The organism is Bacillus sp. LR--39 (assembly GCF_053613335.1).
The window spans coordinates 93,306-113,711 of the sequence record NZ_JBSIOT010000001.1 but is presented as its reverse complement, the minus strand read 5'-3'; the positions used below and the strand labels follow the sequence as shown (position 1 = coordinate 113,711).

Genomic DNA, 20,406 nt, shown 5'->3' with positions numbered 1-20,406 from the left:
TGTCCGGGGCTTTTTTTATGTGCCTACTGGCTTTTCAGCTATATGTACATTAGAAACCCCCATTTGACAAGCAGAAGAAACTTTCCACATAATAAATCACCATACCTTACAAAAAGGAGAGACGAAATGAACAGCATCCCCTCTATCGTCAGCAAGCACAAAGCCTATTTTGCGGCGGGGCATACGAGACAGCTAGAAATGAGACTGAACATGCTGCAAAAGCTGAAACAAGCCATCAAAACACAAGAAGCCGATATAACAGCCGCTCTCTATCAGGATCTCCACAAATCCGAACAGGAGTCGTACACGACAGAAATCGGAATTGTACTGGAGGAAATCAGTTTTGTGATGAAGCGGCTGGGAAAATGGATCAAACCGAAACGAGTCAAAACGCCTCTGACTCACCTAGGCTCGAAAAGCATCATTATCCCTGAGCCATATGGAACCGTTTTGGTGATTGCGCCTTGGAATTATCCCTTGCAGCTGGCGCTTTCACCCTTGATTGGAGCCATTGCGGCCGGAAACACAGTCGTTCTTAAACCGTCAGAATACACGCCGGCGGTTTCCGCTGTTCTTTCCAAACTCATCAGCAGCGTTTTTCCGAGTGACTATGTCGCTATGGCGGAGGGCGGGCCCGACGTCAGCACTGTGTTATTACAGCAGCCCTTTGACTATATTTTCTTCACTGGAAGCGTTGCCGTGGGAAAAATCGTCATGGAGGCCGCCGCCAAACAATTAATTCCCGTTACCTTGGAGCTCGGCGGCAAAAGTCCCTGCATTGTCCATAAGGATGCTGATATACAGCTTGCCGCCAAACGCATCGTCTTCGGGAAATTTACAAATGCAGGGCAAACCTGCATCGCACCGGATTATTTATTTGTCCACCAAGATATCAAGACGAATCTCACAGAAGAAATGAAGCGTGCGATCAGTGAATTTTACGGCCCTCAGCCTGAACAAAATCCGCAGTACGGCAAAATCGTCAGTGAACGCCACTATCAGCGGCTGCTCAGCTTTCTGAATGATGGCGTCCCGCTTACAGGCGGACAATCTGATCCCGCTCATCATAAAATTGCGCCGACCATTCTCGAACAAGTGAGGGATGACTCTCCAGTGATGCAGGAGGAGATTTTCGGGCCAATTCTTCCGCTCTTTACATACCGTGATATCGGGGAAGTCATTGAGAAAGTCCAATCGCGCCCAAAGCCGCTCGCCCTGTATCTCTTCACAACAAACAAAGGAATCGAGCGAACTGTTTTAGAGAATCTGTCGTTTGGCGGCGGCTGTGTCAATGATACGTTAATGCACGTCGCGACACCGTATTTGCCATTCGGCGGCGTCGGGGAAAGCGGCATCGGCAGCTATCACGGATTTGACAGCTTTAACACGTTTACGCACAAAAAAAGCGTCGTCAAACAAACGAACCGCTTCGACTTCGCTTTCCGTTATCCTTCTTCCAAAAACGGGCTGCGAATGATTAGGAAAATACTTAAATAAAAAAGCGCAGAGTATCTGCGCTTTTTATAAATCCTCTATACACCAATTAATCGGTTCGCCTTCCAAATTAAACCTATTTTTAAAAGTTCAAATCGAAGTCTAATAGTAAAAATGGACCAACCCAACTGTAGGAAAGGTTAATCCTCATCACCCTGGTGAGTCCTATAATAATTTTCAGCAGTATAGATATTCCACTCCCAAAAATTTGCTCCTTGAGACAAGATATACCTATCTAAGAATATCTCAAAATTAAGTTGCATTGGTTCATACTCAATAAATCCGCGGAACCATAAATAGTTTGGATCTGTGGATATTTTGGTTTTGTCAATTAACAAATAACATCCGTCTAACAGATGTGCGACGGGAATAAACTGAGGCTCTAAAAAACCATTTTGCATATACTTTTCAATCTCTTCTACATTAAGAATATGCAAACCCCCACCCACATTCTCACCGTAAATCAACAAATCAAATATTCTGGCTCCGTTATGCAATTTTAAAAAGGTTTTATAATCTTCAGGAAGTGATACTTTTATTTTCTTCTCAAAACTCTCAATCTCCAGATCTGTTGCACCTTTAAAGAAAGTACATTCTGTTTCTAAAAGCGCTCCTTCATTCCCTAAAATTTTTAAGCGGCCTTTTTCATCAATTAATTCTTTTAGACCTTGGAGCGTTTTTTCAACAAAAACTGCCATTGAGCCACCTCTTACTTATTAATATTTACCCCACCAAGAATTTAATAGATTTTGGTGTACCTCGATCAGTTCTGCTATCCCAGTTGCTCTTTTATCGACAGATACAACCGGGAAATTTGCTTTAGCCAGTAAAGGCATTGTTTTTTTGCTGTGAGTATTTATTATCTCTGGATACGGCTTTGCTATTTTATTCGCAAGAGCAGGAGCCAATGTTCCAGTTGAAGTATCAGGAAGTGAACCATTCCAGCCGGCTACCGAAGTATGTTGGGACATAAAAAACTTTGTCTTTTTAGGATAATACGACTTTGAATATGATTTACCTGCTTTAATATCCTTCCCTAAAAATTCTCTATTATGGAGAAAAACCCTTCCATATTTTCCGCTATAAGTGTTACTTACGTATAATCGTTTGTTCCTCCTTCCCCGCCGCTTCTTTCCGGGTACCTCCTGTTGTGGCACTTTAAACAGATCGTTTTATGATTATCAAGATTAAATGCCACGCTTGGATCATCTCTTGATGTGTTGGTATTTGCCTGCGGTATTAATCCACGACAACGTCCTCACAACACAAATAGCCGTCCCTTATCAGAACGACTTTCCTTACTCGCTTCCAGCGTGCTGTATTATATATTCGTCACGTTGCCTTGCCATGCTTATTCCTTTTCTGATTTATCTGAACAGACTACACACGACAAGCAGAAGAACGTGAGCGAAATAACCCATAACGTCTCAAATTGAGCATAAATTGTTTCCATGCTCTATCTCCTTTACTCAACATAATAAAAGCTTCCATGAAAAGCGGCTTGGGCGTTGGCATCTTTTCAGCCGCACACCTCAGATTCTTTCCTAATTCCTAAAAGGCTTGACTAATTGTTTTCATGTGATCCCTCCAATCATATTCTTTCTAAACTGCCCCCGTACTCAGACCGTTAACCGCCAGTAGTATTTCTGAGATTTACCGGAAGCAGTTTAAAGAGAATATAAAAAAGCACCATCCCGTAGAATGATGCAAACTGTTCAATGCTTATCTTTAACTTCTTTTAACTCTTCCATTACCTCGTCTAATAACAACTTAAAACCCCGCAGCTGTTGATAATATTTCTTACTTACAATTGTAATAAAAATCCACAACCCAACCATAAGAACAAGCGTAAAGATGCTGAAATATATTAGTGACGAAGCTATTTTCTCTCCACCTTCAACAATAGCATTAAGGATGTCTCCAGGATTTATCTTATTTTCTTTATCCTTTTGTAACATAGTGTTGGAAAAACTATTAGTAGTATTGAAATAGAAAGTGAACATAACGACAAAGATACTAATTATTCCGGCAGTAACTGATGTAAGTATTGTAAAAGGAATAGTTTTGAGAGAACTTAAATCATTTGAAACACTGAGATTCGAATCTAATCTATTAACCATCAGTTTCAATTGGTCTTTACTGTGATCTCTTTTCAATGCTTCTTTAAAAATCTGTTGAATGGTCAAGTTTTCTTTGTATGGTTTCCCGTATCTTTTTTCTAGGTATTTCACTATTGCTTTTGTTTCCATCAAAGAATTGTTTTGCATATTATCACCTCAATCCCTTTTATCGGCAAAAGAGAGTGACAATGCAACTACTTGCGAAATTTGTCGAACAAAAGTTCTTTTCATAAATTAGTCTCAACCGTAAGACAAAAAATGCTTTTTTCTAAAATAAGTATTGGCACGTGTAATTAATACGTGTTGTAATATATATGAAGGGAGGGAAACATGAAGTCTTCAAGAGATATCATAAAGATACTTACAAAAGATGGGTGGTATTTAAAGCGGGTTGTTGGTAATCATCATCACTTTAAACATCCAACCAAACCGGGCACGGTAACAGTCCCACATCCAAAAAAGACTTCAAACCCAGCACACTAAATTCTATACTTAAACAACCCCCTTGTAAGGAGGTTTTATATATATGGCAAAGTATTTATTTCCGGCGATTTTTGATGCAGGAGAAAACGGAAGCGACGGCTACACAATTACCTTTCCCGATTTACCCGGCTGCATTTCAGAAGGCGAGAACGTGGATGATGCTATGAGCATGGCAAAAGATGCGCTCGAAGGCTTTCTATATGGCATGGAAGAAGGCGGCGAAGACATCCCTTCCCCCTCCGCTCCAAAATATATCAAAGTGCCGGCAACCGGTTTTGTTGTTATGGTAAGCGCCTGGACAGATATTGTCCGTGATGAAATGGAAAACAAAGCAGTGAAAAAGACACTTACTGTACCTAAATGGCTGGCGGAAGCAGCAGAAAAAGAAGGTGTCAACTTTTCGCAGCTTCTTCAATTTGCATTACGTGAGCGGCTTGGCATTAATAAAAGATCATCATAAAAAAGACAGCCTGTTAAGCTAAACAAAAAGGCTGTCATTTGCTCTATTTTTCATTTTTAAGAGGGATCGTTCAATATTCTTTTGGACGGTTCCTTTTTTTATATTGAGTAAAGCAGCTATTTCTTCATAAACATATTTTGCACAGCGTGCATGATAAAAATATCTTTCTCGGGGTCTGTCAGTACAGATAAAGATCGCTATTCTTTCCCTGTTCCAATCGCTTGCCTCTCCATCAGGGTCCTGAACGATTGCATATTCTTCCGGCAGCGCATCAATTAAACGCGGATCAGAAAGGATCGTTCTTTTATACGCATCCCTGCGATCAGCACCACGGTGGGCGCCGGGTTGTCTTCCGTTCTGCAGCCATTCGATTGTATTCAATGTCGCTTATCATGCCGCCAATAATCTTTTTATCGCTGTTTTGTTCAGCGGTTAAGAGACTGTCAGCAACCGCCCATAACTGCCGGTACATCTTTTTAACATGTTTCAATGCGCTTTTATATTCAATGATTAAATCTTGCATATGTTTCCTTCTGTTATTTCTCCTTAAATATGCCGCTCCTAGCTCGTTTCATCCTTTGCCAATTCCCCGACTCCCCCACTTTTGGGGAAAAGCCCTCAGATTGAACCCTACGCAATATTCAGCACTTCTTTATCGATGCTTCCCAAAAACAAAAAACGGACACCAATCAGAGCACAGTAATTCTGTACAATGATCATAGTCCAAAGGCTTGCTGTCTTGGACTTATTTAATTAAATCTTCTCCCAGTTCAGATTAAGAACTGGTTACAATAAACTCAATAAATTTAGTGATTAAATATAGTTTTATTTGAAAGAATGAACTTTTCCGTACTGAATGATTGGTTATCTTGTTTCCATTTCACTTGAACCGTTATCTTAGATCCTTTTAGATCAGATTCTTCTAAGCGTTCTAAAAATGAAAATGATTTTTCTTTAGCTGATCCATCGCTAAACGTACCACCTGAATAATCCTTCATAGGGATATCGCTGTTAAAATCTGAAGAATCAAGAAGTGCTTTATTATCTTTCATTATTGTTATGGATTCTATATAAGTTTTATCAGTTTTATCTTTATCGCCAATCCAAAGAATCTCCCCGCTAAACTCTTTTGGAGTATCTTCATTCTTTTTAAAGACTACTTCCCAGTTGTGATCCTTACTTTTACCTTCCCAGTTAGGATATTCGAGATTGTAATAGTTATAGATTTTTAATGAGAAAAACACTAGGAAAATGATCACCAATGCAGAAACTGTAAATAAAATGGGCTTTTTATACTCGTTCGTCATAAACAACCTCCAAAAAACGCATTGACTTGTCCTTTTAAAGTAATTACAGGATAATAGTACCACAATTCCAAAAAAGGAGAAACAAATGAAAAAATCGCATTGAGTCTTTTAGTAACATCAGTTTTGAGTTTTACTTTTCTTAATAATGCCTAAGCGGCTGAAGCCAGAAATGAGAATTTAATAAGCAAGGGGAAACTGAAGTACAACAGTACTTAAAATCATTCTGATCCTAACAAAAATTGAACGAGTTGCTGATGCGTGACTGGTTCTTCTTTTTTGTCTAAAAAACAAATTAGAGATGGATTATTGAATACTATCTATTATGATGTAAAAAGAGGAGTATTCTGTGTGCAAATATTCTTTTTGGTGCTTTCTGTCCAGTCTGTTTGACGGAGATTTATCGGATAGTATGCTGCAATCCAATTTAATTATCGTTCCTATTGCTTGCTATTGCGAGATATTGTTTTTATATTAAGGAATCACAAAGAAATAGGGACTCATCCTGCTTTCCAGAATTGTTTAATTGGATACAAGTCCAAGACGGAAAGCCTGTTGGCGCTGAGGAGGAGATAGCGTGGAAATAGGGAGCGTCTTATTATCAGAAAAAAAGCCATGTGCAGTATGCATAGAAGAAATAGCCTTCGTCCCTTTTAACGCGGGTGACCTTGCCATGATTTGTAATTATCTTTGTTTCCCTGTATGTGGGGAGCGGAGCCATCCTTGCAGCTCCATTGGATAGAATAACCGCAAAGTAACCGTACTGTGTCGTGTCTATGACAAGTTTATCTCTTTATATGATCTAAACTGATTAATCTCATACTGTTTCCTCCTTTAAATCCGTTGTTCGTATACCAACAAATAAGCGTTCATCCCGTCTTTAAATTTCTCTTGTAAATAAAAATTCAGCACCTCTTCCGAATCCTGCAGCCGCACCGTTTTTTTCTCGCACACCAAAAATTCGATCAGCAGGATAAGTGAGTAATAACTGTGAGTAATAATTGTATCGAAGCGCTGCCTCATACCATTCTCTAATCGTCAAATTGCCGCTCCCGGTTGACAAAAAGCCCGTACTCTTTGATGCGCGAGCCATGTGTCTTTTATTTCATTAATTAAGCAAGCTTAACATAAAATGTTGAGCAGCAAACTTTCCTCGCAAGAGAATAAAAAAGCACCCAATTCGGGTGCTTAAAATCGGCCTTCCTTCTTCCGTCACACCATACTCAGCTGGGGTTCAAATAATTCATAGTGAATGGATTCCGGCGGTGTATTGAATTCAGATATCAGCTTTTTCATTTCTTTAATGAACGACGGTGATCCGCACAGGTAAAAATCAGCATCTTTATCTGTCATCACTTCTTCTAACAGCTGTTTGTCAATCCGGCCTTCCCGAAAACGAATGTTTTCTGAACGGTCTTGTTCGGACGGCTCGCTGTAAATAAAGAGGGTGTCAACGGATGAGTGTTCCGCGGCTTCTTCAGCTTCATGCCGCAACGCATGATACTCTCCGCTCCTTGCCGCATGGATAAAGAGAACGTTTCGCTGCGGCTGAGTTTTGGCAACCGTCTTTAACATGCTGATCATCGGAGTAATTCCGACACCGGCACTGATGAGAACAAGATTCTTTTTGGAATCAGGGTCTAATACGAAATCCCCGGCCGGAGCGCTGATCTCAATTGAATCCTTTTCGTGTAATTGGTCATGCAGATATGAGGAAACAACCCCTTCTTTTTTAACGGAAATCCGGTAATAATCCTTACCGGACACGTCGGATAAGCTGTACTGGCGGATATGCGTATAGCCCGTGTCCGGAATGTATACTTTTACACTGATATACTGCCCTGCTTTGAATTCGGGGAGAACTTGTCCGTCTTCCGGTTTTAAATAAAACGACGTTATCTCCTTGCTTTCTTTTACCTTTTTATCAATTGTAAACGCTTTATAGTCTTTCCAGCCGCCTTTTTGCGTTTCCGCTTGTTCATACATGTCCTTCTCAATTCCGATAAAAGCGTCTGCAATGACGCCGTATGCTTTTTCCCATGCCTGAATGACCTCAGGAGCGGCCCCGTCTTTTAGCACATCCTTTATCGCGATTAACAAGTACTTTCCAACGATTGGGTAATGCTCGGGCTTAACACCGATACTCCGGTGCTTATGGCTGATTTGTTTGACGACGGGGACTATGTTTTCCAGCCGGTCAATATTGGCTGCGGCCGCGATCACAGCATTCGACAAGGCCGTACGCTGTGTTTTTTTCTTTTGATTTGTCTGATTAAAGATATTCAGCAGCTCAGGGTGATGCTGAAACAGCAGGTCATAAAATCGGCCTGTGATTTCTTCACCATGCTCTTCTAAGACCGGCACTGTGCTTTTAATGATTTCAATCGTTTTTTCATCGAGCATTCTGAAATCCCCCTAAAGATGTATGCATCTCGATTGACCTGAGAAAAGAATCGTTTTTGAATTCTTTTTTATAGATTTCCCCGCTCAAAAAGGGTTAACCGTTCCAATTTGAGGCGGATTCAGGAAAAACCAGAAAAACGAAATTGCATATGAAAAATTGTGGACTTGCCACGGTGTACTTGTCCGATGCAAAATCCTCCTTGTCAGCATTTAATAAAGTACGGGAGGTGAGATGAATGGGTAAAAAATCGAAAGTGTATTACTGTGACCCTAAGTATATTGTGACTGACAAGTATACTGACAAAGAAGTGGTTTACGTCCATCCCATCAAACACATTAACAGAGAGCATATCCGTTATGTTCCCCGCCACGTTTATCAGGAAGAAACAATTCACGAAGTCATTGATCCGGGAGATCCGGGGAAATGCGGGTGTAAAAAGAATAAAAAAAGACACAAAAAGTAATTGGTTCGATTTCTTGCCTTATCTCAGGTTAAACACGTAAGTTTCAGCAGACCTCCGTACCTTTTGGCTCTTCTTTTTCAGAGGAGTCTTTTTTCATAAGCAAATACGTTGTGAGGCGGGAATCTGCCTGATATTCTTGTCATATACAAATTCACAGGAGGCATGATGTATGAGCAAAAAAATCGCAGTTCTGATGACAGATCAATTTGAGGATATTGAATATACAAGCCCGGCGGAAGCATTTAAAGAAGCGGGCCACAGTGTGGTGACAATAGATTTGGAAGCAGGGAAAGAAGTGACGGGCAAGCACGGTGAGAAAGTAAAGATCGATCAAGCGATCTCAGACGCAGACGCCAAGGAATTCGATGCGTTATTGATTCCCGGAGGCTTTTCACCGGATCTTCTGCGCGGAGATGACCGCCCGGGTGAATTCACTAAAGCATTCGTGGAAAATCAGAAACCCGTTTTCGCAATCTGCCACGGCCCGCAGCTGCTGATTGATACCGACCTTCTTAAAGGAAAAGATATCACGGGATTCCGCAGCATCCGCAAAGACTTAATCAATGCCGGCGCACATTATAAAGATGAAGAAGTCGTCGTGAGCCATAACATCGTAACGAGCAGAACACCTGACGATTTGGAAGCCTTTAATCGTGAATCATTGAACCTGCTGAAATAAGAGAAAAAAGCACAGACCCGTTCAGTCTGTGCTTTTTTATGGACTCTTAAAGAAACACCGTTCGTTTAGACCTATTCTCCGGCCCATCCATAATAAGTAAAATAAAGAGAGGATGTTTTAAAACCCGACGGGAGGTTCACTTATGTGGATGATCATTTTGCTGCTTATCATTTTAATCGGTTTTACCGGTAATATCGTCTCGCTTTTGAGAGCGCAAAAACACGCATCTCAAAGAATAATTGAGCTTTTAGAAAAGCAAAGCCGAAAATAATTTGTTAGCGCTGTGTTACCCATAATAGTAATAATAATTCCGGCAGATTTCCTGAAATATGATTTGATGCCCTTTCTCGTTCGGATGAAGACCTTCTGACATGCACATGCTGCGGAAAGCGGGATTATACGGGTCGATGAGATCGGTATCAAACAGATCGGCATACGGGACAGAGAGGAGTGTGCAGGCTTCTTTTTGGGCTTTCACATAGTCAGCCAGCTTCAGGCCCAGTTTATTTTTATCAGTATCACGGCGGACGATTTTTCCTTTTGATATTTTTGCTTGTCTCGTTGGGGTCACCACAATGATGCTCGCGCCTTTATTTCCGCTCCGCAGCTGCTGGATCACTTGGCAGAAGCCTCCGTAAAATGTGGTGATATCCTTTTCATCTGTGCCGATGGGAATGTGGTTGCACCAATCATCATCTGTTCCCTGGACAATGATGACATCATGTCCCTTTGTTTTAAGCGCCTGCTGATAAATGTTATCGCTTCCGTTGTTGCTCATATTAACGCCGCTGACAGACAGATTGGTTATTTTAGCGTTTGTCCGGTCTTTCAGAATGTCACCAAAGCCGTATTCCGCACGCAGCCCCCGAGCGACGCTGTCACCTAAGATCGCGATTTTTGAAGCCTTCCGCAGCCTGCTTATGCTGATGAAGTCAACGCTGATATGCCCGCTGTCCGTGATATGCAAAAGCTTGCTGCTTATGTTTGGCAAAGAGACTGTCTTTCCTGCAGAGTTATAAAAATCCTCATTCAGCTTCATTCGGCGTCATCCCTTCCTTTTTATCCTCCGGCATCTTTTTTGACATAAAAAACGGACACGAACAAACAGCGCCATGTTGTCAGTTCAGTGTCCGCAGATGATGAATACCGGATCTTTTATGCAGTTCTCTTGCCATTATAGCAGATCCCCGTTACTTGTAACAGAGTCTGCAGTCAGCATTTAAAACAGCGTTTGCGGGTACGTTTTTGATGGGACCGTCTGCTGCGGGAACGGTGTGTCCGGTGATGCGTCCGTCTTCTGCTGCGGGAACGGTGTGTCCGGTGATGCGTCCGTCTTCTGCTGCGGGAGCGGTGTGTCCGGTGATGCGTCCGTCTTCTGCTGCGGGAGCGGTGTGTCCGGTGATGGCTCCGTCTTCTGCTGCGAGAACGGTGTGTCCGTTTTCTGCTGCGGGAACGGCGCGAACATTTTTTAGAAACCGGTTCTTGGTATAAATACTCCCCTAAACCTTCTCTTTCCGCAACGGCAACTCCATGTTCAATTTCTTTAACAGAAATAGCGTTCAATTCTGTTCACCTCCCTTTTTCTTTACAACATAACGTATGAAATGAACCCCTCACGTGTATAAGCTTCTCTCTCATATGAGCGAGAAATGGTCATTTACACAACAAAAAGACCCGTGTAGACGGGCCTTTCTGTAAAGAAGACATTTTGCCGGGAACAAACGCAAACATAAGATCGATTTATTTCTTCCTCTCGCTCTCCGGCTCGGGGTGAATCATTACCTGTGCTTGTTTGAATTCATTCGTAATATCTCTTTCAATGCGGTCACACAGGTCGTGCACGTCTTTAATCGTCACGTGAGATGCTACGACCAGGTGAAAATCAATATACTCCTGCGGGCCGGAGCGTCTTGTACGAAAATCATGAATTTCAATAAATTCCTGTTGAAATGTTTCAATAATCTTTAAAATTGTTTTTTCTTCCTCTTCCGACAAACGGGTATCAATCAGCGGCGGGAATGCTTCTTTCATTAACTTAAACGCTTCATATATGATATACACCGCCAGCACCATACCTATAATGGGATCAAGTATGTACCACTCCGTTAAGGTAACGACCAAAAGGCTTGCCGCTACGCCTAATGATGTGTACACGTCAGTCAGTAAATGCAGGGCATTTGATTTCATTGCCACGGAATTAACCTTTTCGGCTTCTCTTTTTACGAACTTCGAAACGATCAAATTAATGAGAGCCCCCGCAAGCATCACAACAATTCCCAATACAGGCAGATGAACCGGCGCGGGGTTGACCAGTTTTTGAACGCATTCATATATCATCCAAATCCCTGCCGCAAAAATCAGAATCGTCTCGATAGTCCCCGACAGATTCTCGACTTTTCCATGACCGTACGGATGCCCTGTATCAGCCGGCTTTTTTGAAATCTTGACGGAGATAAAGGCGATGAAGGCGGCGATCAAATCTAAAAAAGAATGAATAGCTTCAGAAAGTATCGCGACAGATCCGGTTATTATCCCCACCACTATTTTGAGCATGACGACCAGGGAATTGCTTATAACCGATAAAAAAGCGATTTTAGAGGTGTTTTCCACCGTGATCCTCCTCTTTTTAACTTCTTGAATTTATCGTATCAAACGGCATTCGTGTGGGTCTACGGCAACGTTTTTCACAAAAGCCATACATGTAACTGGCCATAAACTAAGTTGGAAAGCGACAAAACAGGTGCAACTTTCTTTCAGCACTCAAGTCCCATTGACAAGATATAACCGCTTACATTATAGTAGTTTCATGAATAACCACTACGGAGGATGTTTATGGAGGATGTTCTGAAAGAATTACAGAAATTTGGATTTTCTCAATATGAATGTAAAGCATATATCGGCTTGTTGAAACACTCGCCTGTTACCGGATATGAAATCAGCAAAAGGTCAGGCGTCCCCCGCTCAATGATCTATGAAGTATTGGGGAAATTAGTTGATAAAGGCGCTGTCCATATTGTGCCGTCTGATCCGGTTACATATGCCCCGCTGGCCGGAAAGGAATTAATCGACCGGCTCCGGCACGATTTCGAGAGTTCATTCGGCTACCTTGAGGAAAAGTTATTGGCACTGGAAAGCGAGCAGGAGATGAATGTCATCCGCCGCATCAGCACGAATGATCATGTCATCAATGAGATGAAGGATATGATTGAAAAAGCCGAGGAAGAGTTGTGGCTGTCTGTCTGGGAACAGCAGATTCCCTTTATTCAAGAAGCCGCTAACAAACGCGCCGCCGAAAAATTGCCCGTCTTTTCGATTGTGTTCGGCCCTCCGGAAGTGAAGCTCGGAAATACGACACATCATAATATGTCTCCTGAAGTGGCGGAGAAACGGATGGGCGGAAGATTAACGATAGCTGCCCGAGATAATAAAGAAGTCTTAATCGCCAATTTTTCTCCGCAGACGAATGCCTGGGCCATTAAATCAGAAGATCCCGCTCTCGTTCTCGTGGCTATGGAATATATGAGGCACGATCTGATGTTCGCGGAGCTTGTGAAAGAAGTAGGGGCTGAGAAAGTTGAAGGCCTGATGAAACAAAACCATTCGTTATTTCATGTCGTCACCGGAAATCGGTTCATATAAATGTGAACCGTATTTTCTTTGATTTTTTCATTAGTCGTTATCATTATAATCTCTATGAAAGGAGTATAAAAAATGATTAACACAGAAGTGCAAAAAACCGCCGTTTCCCGGGAAATGAACGATACGTTTTTACAGGGGGTGCGGGATTGTGTGCCTACGCTGCTGGGCTATATGAGCATCGGTTTTGCTTTCGGCATCGTTGGCGTTGCCTCTCATCTAAGCATTCTTGAAATTTGTTTGTTATCCTTGTGTGTCTATGCCGGCGCCGCCCAATTTATTATTTGCTCACTCCTTGTTTCCGGGAGTCCGATTTCCGCCATTATTTTAACGACGTTTATCGTCAATCTGCGGCACCTTCTGCTGAGCCTGACCATCGCGCCTTATTTCACGAAATACTCTTTGCTGAAAAATATCGGCTTCGGGGCTTTGCTTACTGACGAATCTTTCGGGGTAGCGGTGAACAAAGCGGCTCAGAACGGCAGGTTATACGATAAGTGGATGAACGGCCTCAATATAACCGCTTACATGTGCTGGGTTATTTCCTGCGTGATGGGCGGGCTTCTCGGACAATGGATATCTGATCCTTACGCGCTCGGCCTGGACTTTGCTTTGCCCGCTATGTTTGCGGCGCTGCTTGTGCTGCAATTGCAGTCGTCCGCTTCGGAAAAGCTGAAGCACAGCCTCTCCTTAATTCTCTATATGATCATTTTTATGGTCTTGTTATCGTATTTCGTCCCGTCACACATCGCGGTCATCGCCTCAACCGTGATTGTGGCAACGATCGGGGTGGTGACGGACAAATGAGCATCAGCACACAAATGATCTGGATTATACTCGGCTGCATGATTGTTACGCTCGTGCCGCGCATTGTTCCGTTTATATTTGTCCGGAACATTCAGATGCCTGAATTGGCTTTAAAATGGCTCTCCTTTATTCCGCTTTGCATTTTGACGGCTCTGGTAACGGAAAGCATGATTGTGAAAACAAACAGCGCTTTGACCTTTGATTGGCAAGCCATGATCGTTCTCATCCCGACATTGCTTTGCGCAATGCGGACAAAAAGCTTATCCATCACGGTCATCACAGGAGTCGTGCTGATGGCCGCCGTCAGGCTGATATGGTGACAATCAAAAGCCTCCATTCCGCAGAATGGAGGCTTTCCCTTTATGATGTCGGATTTTCTTCTTCCGTCTCTGATTCCTCGGCTTTGGCTTCGGCGTTTATGCTTTGCTGCTGTTCCCAATGATCCCGCTGCAATCTTTCTTTTGCAATGGTAAACATGAAATTCACGGCGCAGCACCCCTTCCCTGTTTTGCTTATACTATGTACTGTACTCATTTCCCCGTGCAGTATTCACAAAACATAAAAAAGCAGCCTGCCGCATTGAGCGGCCGGACTGCTTTTTATTTTCAGTACGTGATCAGGAAGTATTTTTTCTTTCCGCGGCGCAGTACGGTAAATTGATCTTCAATGCGGTCTTCCGCAGTCAGAAGATGCCCGATGTCCGTCTGGCGCTCGCCGTTAATGTAAACAGCTCCGTTTTGAATGTCTTCGCGGGCCTGCCGTTTTGAAGGCGACAATTTAGATTCCACAAGCACGTCTACTAAAGACAGTTCTTCAGAGCGGTCTTTTTCAAACGAAGGTACATCTTTAAATCCTACCTTGACGTCTTGAGCAGAAAGCTCTTTAATATTGCCGCTGAACAGCGCCTGGGAGATATGAACGGCCTGCTCAAGCGCTTCGCGGCCGTGTACAAGAACAGTCACCTCTTCAGCGAGACGTTTCTGCGCTTCTCTTTTCTCAGGAGCCGTCTCCGTTTTTTCAGCATAAGCTTCAATTTCCTCTTTTGATAAGAAAGTGAAGTATTTTAAGTATTTGACGACGTCGCGGTCATCTGTATTGATCCAGAACTGGTAGAATTCGTACGGCGATGTTTTTTCTTTATCAAGCCAAATGGCTCCGCCTTCCGTTTTGCCGAACTTCGTGCCGTCAGCTTTTGTGACGAGCGGAATGGTAAGACCGAAAGCTTTCGCCCCTTCTTCTTCAGATTTTCTGATCAGTTCAAGACCGGCCGTGATGTTGCCCCACTGGTCACTGCCTCCGATTTGGAGTTTGCAGTTCTTTTCTCTGTACAGATTCAGAAAATCGTAGGATTGCAGGATCATGTAGCTGAATTCCGTGTAAGAAATTCCGGTTTCAATCCTTGAGCTTACAGTATCTTTCGCAAGCATGTAGTTAATTCCGAAGTTCTTTCCGACGTCGCGGAGAAATTCAATGATGCTCAGCTTTCCGATCCAGTCAAAGTTGTTCGCTATGACAGCGGGGTTTTCTCCGGCCTCGAAATCTAAAAATCGGGAAAGCTGATTTTTAATTTTTTGCGACCATTCGACAACGATATCCTGAGTATTTAACGTACGTTCCGCTTTTTTGCCGCTCGGATCGCCGATCAGTCCCGTCGCGCCGCCTACAAGCGCAATCGGATGGTGGCCTGCAAGCTGGAAACGGCGCAGTGTCAATATCGGCAGAAGGTGTCCGATGTGCAGGCTGTCAGCCGTCGGGTCAAACCCTGAGTATAAACGGATTTTTTCTTCGTTCAGCTGTTTATTCAGTCCTTCTTCATCCGTCATTTGCTGGATTAAGCCGCGGAATGATAAATCCTCTAATAAGTTAGTCATTTTGTCTGCTCCTTTGTTTATGAAAATAAAAAACGCCCCTTCGTTTAAAACGAAGGGACGATATAATCGCGGTACCACCCTACTAATAAAAGCATAAAAAAGCTTTTATCACTCTTTTTGATAACGGACCGTGTCCGTTCTTTCACTACTGAAAGCCTTGGAAGGGCTTTGTTCGCAAAAGCGGTTCATGAGTGTATTCGGCATATCTTATGTGCTGATTTTCACCGGCCATCAGCTCTCTTGAACAATCAGATACCCTACTTGTCTCAATCAAAACCTTTTCGTATGAAGCTTACTCATTTTTAACATAAATAAGATACGATGTCAACGCCGTCTTTAATCTTCCATTGTGGACAGGTCGCCTGCCGGCAGGTTCAGCTCCCACGCCTTCAGCACACGTCTCATAATCTTTCCGCTCCTTGTTTTCGGAAGTTTATCTTTGAATTCAATTTCCCGCGGTGCTGCATGCGCGGCAAGCCCCTGTTTTACAAAGAGGCGAATGTCCTCCTTCAGCTGATCGGATGGCTCATGCCCTTCTCTGAGCGCGATAAACGCTTTAATAATTTCTCCCCGGACAGGGTCCGGCTTTCCGATGACGCCGGCTTCGGCAATCGCCGGATGTTCAACAAGTTTGCTTTCGACTTCAAACGGGCCGACGCGCTCGCCGGATGTCATGATGACATCATCGACTCTGCCTTGGAACCAGAAATAACCGTCTTCATCCATATAAGCAGAATCTCCGGAAACATACCAGCCGCCCGGCATGAAATAAGAATCATATTTCTCTTTGTTGTTCCAAATGGAATCCATCATCGACGGCCAGCCCTTTTTAATGGCGAGATTTCCCATTCGGTACGGCGGAAGCTCATTTCCCTGATTGTCAACGATCGCCGCTTCCACTCCCGGAATCGGTTTTCCCATTGAACCCGGCTTGATCTCCATGCAAGGATAATTGCAGATGAGCTGTCCGCCCGTTTCTGTCATCCACCACGTGTCGTGGATGCGCTTGCCGAATACTTTATGTCCCCACTTGATGACCTCGGGGTTCAAAGGTTCTCCGACACTCAGGACGTGACGAAGTGAAGTAAGGTCAAATTTGGATGCCATTTCATCTCCGGCCCCCATAAGCATTCTGAAAGCCGTCGGAGCGCTGTACCAGACGCTGACACCGAGCTTCTCAATCGTGCCGTACCAGTTTTCCGGACTGAATCTGCCGCCGACGATCACATTCGCCGCTCCGTTCAGCCACGGCGCAAATATCCCGTACACCGTCCCGGTCACCCAGCCCGGGTCCGCAGTGCACCAGTAAATATCGTCTTCTTTAAGATCAAGCACCCACTTGCCGGTCTGGTATTGCTGAATCATGGCTTCATGAACGTGGAGCACACCTTTGGGCGTTCCGGTAGATCCTGATGTGTAGTGAAGCAGGTAGCCGTCTCTTCTGTCCATCCATTCAATATCAAGTCTCGTGCTTTCTCCCTCAGCCGCTTTATCATAATGGATGATTTTATCTCCCGCTTCTTTGCTGCCGCCGACAATGAAAATATGCTCGAGGTCGGGCAGGCTGTCCGCCGGAATCCGTCCGGCCAGTTCAGGTGTCGTCACGACAACCCTCGCCTGGCTGTTCAAGAGGCGGTCTTTGACGGCGCCTTCCATAAACGCTTCAAATAAAGGGCCGGCGATCGCACCGATTTTAATTGCGCCGAGCATGATAAAGTAAAGCTCCGGCGAACGCGGCATGAAAATAAAAACGCGGTCCCCTTTTTCCACGTTTCCATACCGTCTCAGTACATTTCCCGCCCGGTTCGATTCCTCCATCATTTCTTTAAATGTGTATTTTTCATCCCGGTTCGCGTCCTTGTAATACAGCGCTACTTTGTTTTTTCGAAATGATTCGGCATGACGGTCAATCGCTTCATACGCGGCATTCAGCTTTCCCGTCTGATGCCAGGAAAACTCCGCTTCGACCTCTTTCCAATCGAAGCTGCGGTACGTTTCCTCATAATTTCGCAGATGATAATTCCCCTTTTCCGCCGGCAACGCTTTCAAATTCATGCAACATCCCCCTTTGCTTATCTATAGACTAATTATAGTAGATGTTCACAGTTTTCTCAATTTTTAAAATATAAATTACAACACTATTGAAAACGCTTTATATTTTGTTATGCTTAAAAGAGATGTGTTTTTATTAAGAACCGACAGGCGGTGAATCAGTGAAACATCATAAAACGTACCATTCTTCATCAATTCAGACAGCAGCCGGCCCTCTTTTAGTAGAAGGGCCCGTACCTCCAGAGGACCTAGCACAGTATGAGTTTCATGAAGGCCTGACAGCCTTTCGCCTTCCTCATGAACAGCACAAAGCGTTAATCGAGATCGCCGGGCTTCCTGAAGGTCGGATCATTATCGCCAGGGACGGACAGACGATTATCGGCTATGTGACGTATTTATATCCTGATCCGCTTGAACGGTGGTCTGACGGAAATATGGAAGACCTCCTTGAACTCGGGGCGATCGAGGTCGCTCCCGGCTACAGGGGCTGTTCTGTCGGAAAAACGCTGCTGACAGTCAGCATGATGGATGAACAGATGGAACGGTACATCATCATGACGACGGAATATTACTGGCATTGGGATTTAAAAGGAATGAAAAAAGATGTGTGGGAATACAGAAAGATCATGGAAAAGATGATGAATGCCGGGGGTCTTGTCTGGTTCGCAACGGATGAACCGGAAATCAGCTCTCATCCGGCCAATTGTCTGATGGCCCGCATCGGCAGGCACGTCAGTCAGGAGTCAATTGAACAGTTCGACAGGCTTCGTTTTTATCAGCGATTTATGTATTGACTGACATACAAAGGGGATAAAAAGATGATTGCAGAACAAATCATGAAACGGGACGTCATCACCGTCTCAAAACACGACTCCATTGAAACAGCCGTCCGTAAAATGAAGGCATATCATATCCGCCATCTCCCTGTCATCGACGACGAGCTGCACGTCATCGGTATTGTCACAGACAGAGACATTAAACAGGCCGGCCCCGGCAGCTTTGAACAAAAGGAACGCGGCGTGTTTCTGACAAACAAAGTGGAGACCATTATGAAGCGGAATGTCATCTGCGCTCATCCGCTTGACTTTGTGGAAGAAATATCCGCTTCCTTTTATGAGCACGGCATCGGCTGTCTGCCGATTACGGTAAACCATAAGCTGACGGGCATTTTAACGAAAACTGACGTGCTCCGGACTTTCGTCAGCCTGACAGGCGCGGCCCAGCCGGGATCACAGGTGGAAATCCTGGTGACGGATATGACAAAAAGCCTTGCTGATCTCAGCTGCATGTGCCGTGATCTTCAGCTGCAAATCCTGAGTGTGCTCGTCTATCCCCATGATTCCGCCGGGTCGAACATTCTCGTCTTCCGGGTGAAGACGATGAATCCGCTCCCTTTTATCCGTGCCGTTCAAGAAGCCGGATACAATGTCTTATGGCCGAAACATTTGAGGGATCAGCCATGAGAGACAGCGTTTTTGTTTACTCGCCTTCTTATCAGACGTATCAATTTCATCAGGATCATCCGTTCAATCAGCAGCGCGTGCTTTTAACATACGATCTGCTTCAGGCGGCGGACGCGTTTGACGAGGGAGACATCGTCACTCCGCGCACGGCCGCTAAAGAAGAGCTGGCTCTCGTTCATACGGAGGATTATATACAGGCGGTGGAACTAGCGGGTGCGGGCCGGCTCCCTGCCGCAGAAGGAGAAAGCTACGGTCTCGGAACGGAAGACACCCCCGTTTTTGCCGGCATGCATGAAGCCGCGTCACTTCTGGTGGGCGGCACCTTAACAGCGGCTGATTATGTCATGACGGGACAAGCCAGGCACGCCTGCAATTTAGGAGGCGGCCTTCACCACGGCTTCCGCGGCAGAGCCTCAGGCTTTTGTATCTATAATGACAGCGCCGTGGCCATCCAATACATCCAGAAGAACTACGGGGCAAAAGTGTTATACATTGATACAGACGCCCATCACGGCGACGGCGTTCAATTTACGTTTTACGACAGGTCTGATGTCTGCACTGTTTCTTTTCACGAGACCGGGCGTTATTTATTTCCCGGGACGGGACAGGTACTGGAAAAAGGAAGCGGGCAAGGCTACGGCTATTCTTTTAACATTCCGCTGGATGCTTTCACAGAGGACGATTCCTTTCTTCACGCTTACAATACGGCCGCCTCAGAAATCGCGGCTTTTTTTAAGCCGGATGTGATTCTTACCCAAAACGGTGCAGACGCCCATTATTACGACCCATTGACACACCTGTCCAATACAATCTCCATTTATCAGGAGATCCCGCGGCTCGCTCATTCATTAGCCCATCAATATTGCAGCGGCAGATGGATCGCGGTCGGCGGCGGCGGATACGATATTTGGAGAGTCGTCCCGAGAGCATGGAGCCGCATTTGGCTTGAGATGAAAGGGATTGATCCCGGGGAGTGCATACCGCAGAAATGGATCGATAAATGGCAAAAGCACTCCCCATGCACGTTGCCCGCTTTTTGGAGTGATCCTGAACAATTATATCCTCCGATTCCCCGCAAAGAAGAAATTTCAGAAAAAAATGCCCAAACCGTGGAAAAAGCACTTTTTGCCATCCGGTCTGAGCAGCGGTATAAAACAAAATAAAAAACGA

At 44.3% G+C, this 20,406-nt stretch carries 27 protein-coding genes, 1 pseudogene and 1 other annotated feature; of the genes and pseudogenes, 13 read left to right on the top strand and 15 right to left on the bottom strand.

Annotated elements, in window-relative coordinates:
• Positions 1-126: 126 nt before the first annotated feature.
• On the top strand, positions 127-1,497 hold the full coding sequence (locus ACWHAR_RS00720) for an aldehyde dehydrogenase (RefSeq protein ID WP_032873664.1): 1,371 nt from the start codon (positions 127-129) through the stop codon (positions 1,495-1,497).
• A gap of 137 nt (positions 1,498-1,634) precedes the next feature.
• Here ACWHAR_RS00720 and ACWHAR_RS00715 read toward each other — a convergent pair whose 3' ends face one another.
• The 3 genes from ACWHAR_RS00715 to ACWHAR_RS00705 all read right to left on the bottom strand — a co-directional run bounded on the left by ACWHAR_RS00715 (position 1,635) and on the right by ACWHAR_RS00705 (position 3,761).
• Entirely contained in the window at positions 1,635-2,192 is a 558-nt protein-coding gene (locus ACWHAR_RS00715) for an SMI1/KNR4 family protein (RefSeq protein WP_032873662.1), read from the bottom strand.
• Positions 2,193-2,210: 18 nt separating this feature from the next.
• Positions 2,211-2,651 carry a hypothetical protein gene (locus ACWHAR_RS00710; RefSeq protein ID WP_223204421.1) on the bottom strand — a complete coding sequence of 147 codons (441 nt, stop codon included), beginning with the start codon at positions 2,649-2,651 and terminating at the stop codon, positions 2,211-2,213.
• Between the two features lie 558 nt (positions 2,652-3,209).
• A complete protein-coding gene (locus ACWHAR_RS00705; protein ID WP_032873660.1) occupies positions 3,210-3,761 on the bottom strand; it encodes a hypothetical protein in 552 nt (183 codons plus the stop codon).
• Between the two features lie 183 nt (positions 3,762-3,944).
• On the opposite strand from ACWHAR_RS00705, the gene ACWHAR_RS00700 reads away from it, so the two are divergent.
• Both ACWHAR_RS00700 and ACWHAR_RS00695 read left to right on the top strand, forming a co-directional pair.
• Positions 3,945-4,097, top strand: a complete 153-nt coding sequence (locus ACWHAR_RS00700; RefSeq protein ID WP_171006738.1) for a type II toxin-antitoxin system HicA family toxin — start codon at positions 3,945-3,947, stop codon at positions 4,095-4,097.
• A 43-nt stretch (positions 4,098-4,140) separates the two neighbouring features.
• The gene (locus ACWHAR_RS00695; RefSeq protein WP_032873658.1) at positions 4,141-4,557 is read left to right on the top strand and encodes a type II toxin-antitoxin system HicB family antitoxin; all 417 of its coding nucleotides are present in this window, start codon (positions 4,141-4,143) and stop codon (positions 4,555-4,557) included.
• Positions 4,558-4,575: 18 nt separating this feature from the next.
• Here the strand turns inward: ACWHAR_RS00695 and ACWHAR_RS00690 are convergent, their stop codons facing one another.
• The 5 genes from ACWHAR_RS00690 to hmpA all read right to left on the bottom strand — a co-directional run bounded on the left by ACWHAR_RS00690 (position 4,576) and on the right by hmpA (position 8,264).
• The gene (locus ACWHAR_RS00690) at positions 4,576-4,938 is read right to left on the bottom strand and encodes a positive control sigma factor (RefSeq protein WP_032873657.1); all 363 of its coding nucleotides are present in this window, start codon (positions 4,936-4,938) and stop codon (positions 4,576-4,578) included.
• A gap of 425 nt (positions 4,939-5,363) precedes the next feature.
• Complete coding sequence (locus ACWHAR_RS00685; protein WP_032873655.1) at positions 5,364-5,864, bottom strand: DUF4944 domain-containing protein; 501 nt, start codon at positions 5,862-5,864, stop codon at positions 5,364-5,366.
• 598 nt (positions 5,865-6,462) lie between these two features.
• Positions 6,463-6,582, bottom strand: a complete 120-nt coding sequence (locus ACWHAR_RS00680; protein ID WP_229023902.1) for an XtrA/YqaO family protein — start codon at positions 6,580-6,582, stop codon at positions 6,463-6,465.
• Positions 6,583-6,741: 159 nt separating this feature from the next.
• Complete coding sequence (locus tag ACWHAR_RS00675) at positions 6,742-6,903, bottom strand: hypothetical protein (RefSeq protein ID WP_223204422.1); 162 nt, start codon at positions 6,901-6,903, stop codon at positions 6,742-6,744.
• 170 nt (positions 6,904-7,073) lie between these two features.
• The gene (hmpA, locus tag ACWHAR_RS00670; RefSeq protein WP_032873653.1) at positions 7,074-8,264 is read right to left on the bottom strand and encodes an NO-inducible flavohemoprotein; all 1,191 of its coding nucleotides are present in this window, start codon (positions 8,262-8,264) and stop codon (positions 7,074-7,076) included.
• A gap of 159 nt (positions 8,265-8,423) precedes the next feature.
• On the opposite strand from hmpA, the gene ACWHAR_RS00665 reads away from it, so the two are divergent.
• The 4 genes from ACWHAR_RS00665 (at position 8,424) to ACWHAR_RS00650 (ending at position 9,678) form a co-directional block, all read left to right on the top strand.
• A complete protein-coding gene (locus ACWHAR_RS00665) occupies positions 8,424-8,495 on the top strand; it encodes an SWIM zinc finger family protein (RefSeq protein WP_223204447.1) in 72 nt (23 codons plus the stop codon).
• Positions 8,496-8,500: 5 nt separating this feature from the next.
• Positions 8,501-8,728: a hypothetical protein gene (locus tag ACWHAR_RS00660; RefSeq protein WP_007613133.1), complete on the top strand. Its 228-nt coding sequence runs from the start codon at positions 8,501-8,503 to the stop codon at positions 8,726-8,728.
• A 169-nt stretch (positions 8,729-8,897) separates the two neighbouring features.
• Complete coding sequence (locus tag ACWHAR_RS00655) at positions 8,898-9,407, top strand: type 1 glutamine amidotransferase domain-containing protein (protein ID WP_007408760.1); 510 nt, start codon at positions 8,898-8,900, stop codon at positions 9,405-9,407.
• A 142-nt stretch (positions 9,408-9,549) separates the two neighbouring features.
• Positions 9,550-9,678: a hypothetical protein gene (locus tag ACWHAR_RS00650; protein ID WP_007408761.1), complete on the top strand. Its 129-nt coding sequence runs from the start codon at positions 9,550-9,552 to the stop codon at positions 9,676-9,678.
• A gap of 15 nt (positions 9,679-9,693) precedes the next feature.
• Here ACWHAR_RS00650 and ACWHAR_RS00645 read toward each other — a convergent pair whose 3' ends face one another.
• The 4 genes and pseudogenes from ACWHAR_RS00645 to ACWHAR_RS00630 all read right to left on the bottom strand — a co-directional run bounded on the left by ACWHAR_RS00645 (position 9,694) and on the right by ACWHAR_RS00630 (position 12,017).
• Positions 9,694-10,446 (bottom strand): SGNH/GDSL hydrolase family protein, encoded by a 753-nt coding sequence (locus ACWHAR_RS00645; protein WP_032873649.1) that lies wholly within the window; start codon positions 10,444-10,446, stop codon positions 9,694-9,696.
• Positions 10,447-10,626: 180 nt separating this feature from the next.
• Positions 10,627-10,872 (bottom strand): hypothetical protein, encoded by a 246-nt coding sequence (locus ACWHAR_RS00640; protein ID WP_032873647.1) that lies wholly within the window; start codon positions 10,870-10,872, stop codon positions 10,627-10,629.
• A gap of 47 nt (positions 10,873-10,919) precedes the next feature.
• Positions 10,920-10,970: pseudogene (locus ACWHAR_RS00635) on the bottom strand (hypothetical protein); the annotation flags it as partial.
• A 177-nt stretch (positions 10,971-11,147) separates the two neighbouring features.
• Positions 11,148-12,017: a cation diffusion facilitator family transporter gene (locus tag ACWHAR_RS00630; RefSeq protein WP_032873645.1), complete on the bottom strand. Its 870-nt coding sequence runs from the start codon at positions 12,015-12,017 to the stop codon at positions 11,148-11,150.
• Positions 12,018-12,239: 222 nt separating this feature from the next.
• Here ACWHAR_RS00630 and ACWHAR_RS00625 point away from each other — a divergent pair, with 222 nt between their 5' ends.
• The 3 genes from ACWHAR_RS00625 (at position 12,240) to ACWHAR_RS00615 (ending at position 14,170) form a co-directional block, all read left to right on the top strand.
• On the top strand, positions 12,240-13,046 hold the full coding sequence (locus ACWHAR_RS00625; protein WP_032873642.1) for a TrmB family transcriptional regulator: 807 nt from the start codon (positions 12,240-12,242) through the stop codon (positions 13,044-13,046).
• A 72-nt stretch (positions 13,047-13,118) separates the two neighbouring features.
• Positions 13,119-13,850, top strand: a complete 732-nt coding sequence (locus ACWHAR_RS00620; RefSeq protein WP_007613144.1) for an AzlC family ABC transporter permease — start codon at positions 13,119-13,121, stop codon at positions 13,848-13,850.
• Positions 13,847-14,170: an AzlD domain-containing protein gene (locus ACWHAR_RS00615; protein ID WP_032873640.1), complete on the top strand. Its 324-nt coding sequence runs from the start codon at positions 13,847-13,849 to the stop codon at positions 14,168-14,170. The genes ACWHAR_RS00620 and ACWHAR_RS00615 overlap by 4 nt, the downstream gene beginning before the upstream one ends.
• Positions 14,171-14,210: 40 nt before the next feature.
• On the opposite strand, the gene sr7p is transcribed toward ACWHAR_RS00615, so the two are convergent.
• The 3 genes from sr7p to acsA all read right to left on the bottom strand — a co-directional run bounded on the left by sr7p (position 14,211) and on the right by acsA (position 17,776).
• Positions 14,211-14,336, bottom strand: a complete 126-nt coding sequence (gene sr7p, locus ACWHAR_RS00610) for a small protein SR7P (RefSeq protein WP_007408768.1) — start codon at positions 14,334-14,336, stop codon at positions 14,211-14,213.
• A gap of 119 nt (positions 14,337-14,455) precedes the next feature.
• A complete protein-coding gene (gene tyrS / locus ACWHAR_RS00605; RefSeq protein ID WP_007613147.1) occupies positions 14,456-15,721 on the bottom strand; it encodes a tyrosine--tRNA ligase in 1,266 nt (421 codons plus the stop codon).
• Between the two features lie 50 nt (positions 15,722-15,771).
• Positions 15,772-16,004: a binding site (T-box leader), on the bottom strand.
• 53 nt (positions 16,005-16,057) lie between these two features.
• Positions 16,058-17,776 carry an acetate--CoA ligase gene (gene acsA, locus ACWHAR_RS00600; RefSeq protein ID WP_032873638.1) on the bottom strand — a complete coding sequence of 573 codons (1,719 nt, stop codon included), beginning with the start codon at positions 17,774-17,776 and terminating at the stop codon, positions 16,058-16,060.
• 158 nt (positions 17,777-17,934) lie between these two features.
• On the opposite strand from acsA, the gene ACWHAR_RS00595 reads away from it, so the two are divergent.
• Genes ACWHAR_RS00595 through ACWHAR_RS00585 form a run of 3 tightly spaced genes read left to right on the top strand, consistent with a single transcriptional unit; the run spans position 17,935 to position 20,399 of the window.
• Entirely contained in the window at positions 17,935-18,567 is a 633-nt protein-coding gene (locus tag ACWHAR_RS00595; protein WP_015240397.1) for a GNAT family N-acetyltransferase, read from the top strand.
• 24 nt (positions 18,568-18,591) lie between these two features.
• Positions 18,592-19,236 (top strand): acetoin utilization AcuB family protein, encoded by a 645-nt coding sequence (locus ACWHAR_RS00590; RefSeq protein ID WP_032873636.1) that lies wholly within the window; start codon positions 18,592-18,594, stop codon positions 19,234-19,236.
• Positions 19,233-20,399, top strand: coding sequence for an acetoin utilization protein AcuC (locus ACWHAR_RS00585; protein WP_032873634.1), 1,167 nt, complete (start codon positions 19,233-19,235; stop codon positions 20,397-20,399). The genes ACWHAR_RS00590 and ACWHAR_RS00585 overlap by 4 nt, the downstream gene beginning before the upstream one ends.
• The last annotated feature ends 7 nt before the right edge of the window (positions 20,400-20,406 follow it).

Coding starts and splice junctions, on each gene's coding strand:
- ACWHAR_RS00695 (WP_032873658.1), top strand. CDS start 4,141: ATGGCAAAGTATTTATTTCCGGCGATTTTTGATGCAGGAGAAAACGGA.
- ACWHAR_RS00660 (WP_007613133.1), top strand. CDS start 8,501: ATGGGTAAAAAATCGAAAGTGTATTACTGTGACCCTAAGTATATTGTG.
- ACWHAR_RS00655 (WP_007408760.1), top strand. CDS start 8,898: ATGAGCAAAAAAATCGCAGTTCTGATGACAGATCAATTTGAGGATATT.
- ACWHAR_RS00715 (WP_032873662.1), bottom strand. CDS start 2,192: ATGGCAGTTTTTGTTGAAAAAACGCTCCAAGGTCTAAAAGAATTAATT.
- ACWHAR_RS00625 (WP_032873642.1), top strand. CDS start 12,240: ATGGAGGATGTTCTGAAAGAATTACAGAAATTTGGATTTTCTCAATAT.
- ACWHAR_RS00700 (WP_171006738.1), top strand. CDS start 3,945: ATGAAGTCTTCAAGAGATATCATAAAGATACTTACAAAAGATGGGTGG.
- hmpA (WP_032873653.1), bottom strand. CDS start 8,264: ATGCTCGATGAAAAAACGATTGAAATCATTAAAAGCACAGTGCCGGTC.
- ACWHAR_RS00650 (WP_007408761.1), top strand. CDS start 9,550: ATGTGGATGATCATTTTGCTGCTTATCATTTTAATCGGTTTTACCGGT.
- ACWHAR_RS00680 (WP_229023902.1), bottom strand. CDS start 6,582: ATGGCTCCGCTCCCCACATACAGGGAAACAAAGATAATTACAAATCAT.
- ACWHAR_RS00620 (WP_007613144.1), top strand. CDS start 13,119: ATGATTAACACAGAAGTGCAAAAAACCGCCGTTTCCCGGGAAATGAAC.
- ACWHAR_RS00705 (WP_032873660.1), bottom strand. CDS start 3,761: ATGCAAAACAATTCTTTGATGGAAACAAAAGCAATAGTGAAATACCTA.
- ACWHAR_RS00720 (WP_032873664.1), top strand. CDS start 127: ATGAACAGCATCCCCTCTATCGTCAGCAAGCACAAAGCCTATTTTGCG.
- ACWHAR_RS00645 (WP_032873649.1), bottom strand. CDS start 10,446: ATGAAGCTGAATGAGGATTTTTATAACTCTGCAGGAAAGACAGTCTCT.
- ACWHAR_RS00640 (WP_032873647.1), bottom strand. CDS start 10,872: ATGTTCGCGCCGTTCCCGCAGCAGAAAACGGACACACCGTTCTCGCAG.
- ACWHAR_RS00590 (WP_032873636.1), top strand. CDS start 18,592: ATGATTGCAGAACAAATCATGAAACGGGACGTCATCACCGTCTCAAAA.
- ACWHAR_RS00585 (WP_032873634.1), top strand. CDS start 19,233: ATGAGAGACAGCGTTTTTGTTTACTCGCCTTCTTATCAGACGTATCAA.
- acsA (WP_032873638.1), bottom strand. CDS start 17,776: ATGAATTTGAAAGCGTTGCCGGCGGAAAAGGGGAATTATCATCTGCGA.
- ACWHAR_RS00685 (WP_032873655.1), bottom strand. CDS start 5,864: ATGACGAACGAGTATAAAAAGCCCATTTTATTTACAGTTTCTGCATTG.
- tyrS (WP_007613147.1), bottom strand. CDS start 15,721: ATGACTAACTTATTAGAGGATTTATCATTCCGCGGCTTAATCCAGCAA.
- ACWHAR_RS00615 (WP_032873640.1), top strand. CDS start 13,847: ATGAGCATCAGCACACAAATGATCTGGATTATACTCGGCTGCATGATT.